Consider the following 2,869-nt stretch of genomic DNA (forward strand, 5'->3'; position numbering starts at 1 on the left):
GTCAGGCCGTGCCGTCCCGTTTCGGGTCGACGGCCGGGAACACCTCGGTGGGGGAGTCGTCGCTGCTCCACGCCCTGTCGGCCCCGACCGCAGCCCCCACCGGCGCCGGTTCCGCGGCGGGCTGCTCGACCGGCCTCGCCTGCTCGTCTCGCACCAGGAAGCGGCCGACGGTCACGGCCGCCATCGCGGGCAGGAACACCAGCAGCACGGTGAACGCCGCGCCGGAGGTGAGCTCGAAGAACAGCGACTTGACACCGACCGGGATCGCGGTGACCGCATCGACGAGCCACGTGAGGAACCCGCCGAGCAGACCCGTGACCGCGCCCGCCTTCAGCCACAGCATCGTCAGATCCGCGCCGCGATCCGGATCGGGATTCGCGCGCCGATCCCGGATCCCGTCGATGCCGCCCCAGATCAGGGCCGCGAACAGCACGACGAGCAGACCACCCCACCTCAGGACCGATCCCTGCAGGGGCCACTGGACGAGCGCCGCGCCCAGCAGGACGCGGACGAGCACATGCACGAGGGTCAGGCCGAGCCCGCGAGTCAACCAGGGTTTCATGTATCCGAGAGTAACGTCTGTCACGGCAAAAGTGTGTCTCGGCCCACACCCGAAACCGGCCCGTCGTCCTGTGACCGGCCACGAATCGTCGGGGTAGGTTGGTTCGATGGCCGCCGATCATGCCTCCCGCCGCGCCGCGCTGCGCGCCGTCCTCGCCGACCGCGGACTCGACGCGCTGCTGGTGACGAACCTGCTCAACATCCGCTACCTCACCGGATTCACCGGGTCCAACGCCGCGCTCCTGGTCAGCACCGACGACGCCGACGAATCGCGGACCGTCGTCTGCACCGACGGCCGGTACGTCACGCAGATCGCCGAACAGGTCCCGGACCTGCGCGCGGTCATCGCACGCGCCAGTGCCGACCACCTCATCGCCTCCGCCGGGACACACGCGGCAGGCTGGGGTTTCGAAAGCCACACGGTCACCGTCGACGAACACGCTCGCTGGTCCGGGCTCGGCAGCAAGGTGACGTTGACCGCTGCGCCGGGACTCGTCGAGCAGTTGCGGGCGGTCAAGGACGAACACGAGATCGGGCTGCTGCGCGCGGCGTGCACCGCGGCGGACCGGGCGCTGGCGGACCTGATCGCCGCCGGGGGCCTGCGCCCCGGCCGCACCGAGAAGGAGGTGGGCCGCGACCTCGAGTCCCGCATGCTCGACCACGGCGCCGACGGCATCTCCTTCGAGACGATCGTCGCCGCGGGCGCCAACTCGGCGATCCCGCATCACCGGCCGACGAACGCGGTGCTGGCCTCCGGCGACTTCGTCAAGCTCGACTTCGGGGCGCAGGTCGGCGGCTACCACTCCGACATGACCCGCACCTACGTGCTCGACAAGGCCGCGGACTGGCAGCGCGAGCTGTACGACCTGGTGTTGCGTGCCCAGCAGGCCGGCCGGGAGGCGCTCGCGCCGGGCATCGAATGTGCCGCGGTGGACGCGGCGGCCCGATCGGTGATCGCCGACGCCGGGTACGGAGAACTCTTCCTGCACGGCCTCGGTCACGGGGTGGGGCTCGAGATCCACGAAGCGCCGGGAATCGGTGCCGCGGCGACCGGTACACTTGTCGCCGGTGCGACGGTAACCGTCGAGCCGGGCGTGTACTTCTCCGGGCGCGGAGGCGTGCGGATCGAGGACACGCTCGTGGTGCGCGAGCAGGCACCGGAACTGCTCACGCTGACCGACAAGACATTGACCGTCGTATTAGGGCGGTTCCTCGACTCTAGGAGACGCGAAGTAAGTGGCCGATACCAGTGATTTCAAGAACGGGCTCGTGCTGAAGATCGAGGGTCAGCTCTGGCAGATCATCGAGTTCCAGCACGTCAAGCCCGGCAAGGGTCCGGCGTTCGTGCGCTCGAAGCTGAAGAACGTGCTCTCCGGTAAGACCGTCGACAAGACCTGGAACGCCGGTGTCAAGGTCGAGACCGCCACCGTCGACCGCCGCGACATGACCTACCTGTACAACGACGGCACCGACTACGTCTTCATGGACGGCGAGACCTACGACCAGATCTCGATCTCGCCCGAGACGCTCGGTGACGGGGCGAAGTTCCTGCTCGAGAACATGGCCGTGCAGGTCGCGACCCACGAGGGCACCCCGCTGTTCGTCGAGCTTCCCGTCACGATCGAGCTGGTCGTCCAGCACACCGATCCGGGCCTGCAGGGCGACCGCTCCACCGGCGGCACCAAGCCCGCGACCCTCGAGACCGGCGCCGAGATCCAGGTCCCGCTGTTCATCAACACCGGCGACAAGCTGAAGGTCGATTCCCGTGACGGCAGCTACCTCGGGCGAGTGAACTCCTGAGTGTCCGGAACGCAGAAGAAACTCGGAGCCCGGCACAAGGCGCGTAAGCGCGCCGTCGACCTGCTGTTCGAGGCCGAAGCCCGCGACACCGACCCGATCGACCTCGCCGCGGACCGCGTGGCGCTGGCGCTCACCGACGACCAGGTGGCCCCGGTCGCGCCGTACACCCGGACCCTGGTGCGCGGTGTCGCCGAGCACCTCGACGAGCTCGATCAGCTCATCGCCGACCACCTGCACGAGTGGACGCTCGAGCGGCTGCCCGCGGTGGACCGCGCGATCCTGCGGATCGCCGCCTGGGAGCTGTTCCACGCCACCGACGTGCCGCCGGTCGTGGCCGTCGACGAGGCCGTCGAACTCGCGAAGTCGTTGTCGACCGACGATTCGCCGGCGTTCGTCAACGGCGTGCTCGGTCAGCTCGTCGCCGTCGCCGACCAGGTGCGTGCCGCGGCCGCAGCGACGTCGGTGCACGCGAAGCAGGCCGGCGCTGCCGAACAACCCGGCACTCCCG

Annotated in this window: 4 protein-coding genes; 3 read left to right on the forward strand and 1 reads right to left on the reverse strand. The window is 69.4% G+C overall.

Annotation, left to right across the window (positions count from 1 at the left end):
• Window position 1: 1 nt before the first annotated feature.
• Window positions 2-562, reverse strand: coding sequence for a B-4DMT family transporter (locus I0Q12_RS01485; RefSeq protein WP_197250269.1), 561 nt, complete (start codon window positions 560-562; stop codon window positions 2-4).
• Between the two features lie 106 nt (window positions 563-668).
• On the opposite strand from I0Q12_RS01485, the gene I0Q12_RS01490 reads away from it, so the two are divergent.
• The 3 genes from I0Q12_RS01490 to nusB form a co-directional block, all read left to right on the forward strand.
• A complete protein-coding gene (locus I0Q12_RS01490; RefSeq protein WP_197250270.1) occupies window positions 669-1,814 on the forward strand; it encodes a Xaa-Pro peptidase family protein in 1,146 nt (381 codons plus the stop codon).
• Entirely contained in the window at window positions 1,798-2,361 is a 564-nt protein-coding gene (gene efp, locus I0Q12_RS01495) for an elongation factor P (RefSeq protein ID WP_197250271.1), read from the forward strand. The genes I0Q12_RS01490 and efp overlap by 17 nt, the downstream gene beginning before the upstream one ends.
• The coding region (gene nusB / locus I0Q12_RS01500; protein WP_197250272.1) for a transcription antitermination factor NusB at window positions 2,362-2,869 on the forward strand (508 nt) is incomplete at its 3' end.

Origin of the sequence: Rhodococcus sp. CX (genome assembly GCF_015865005.1) — a bacterium.
In the GTDB taxonomy this organism is placed as follows: Bacteria; Actinomycetota; Actinomycetes; order Mycobacteriales; family Mycobacteriaceae; genus Rhodococcus.

Excerpts from the sequence above, each read along its gene's own strand:
- I0Q12_RS01490 (WP_197250270.1), top strand. The coding sequence starts at position 669 with ATGGCCGCCGATCATGCCTCCCGCCGCGCCGCGCTGCGCGCCGTCCTC.
- I0Q12_RS01485 (WP_197250269.1), bottom strand. The coding sequence starts at position 562 with ATGAAACCCTGGTTGACTCGCGGGCTCGGCCTGACCCTCGTGCATGTG.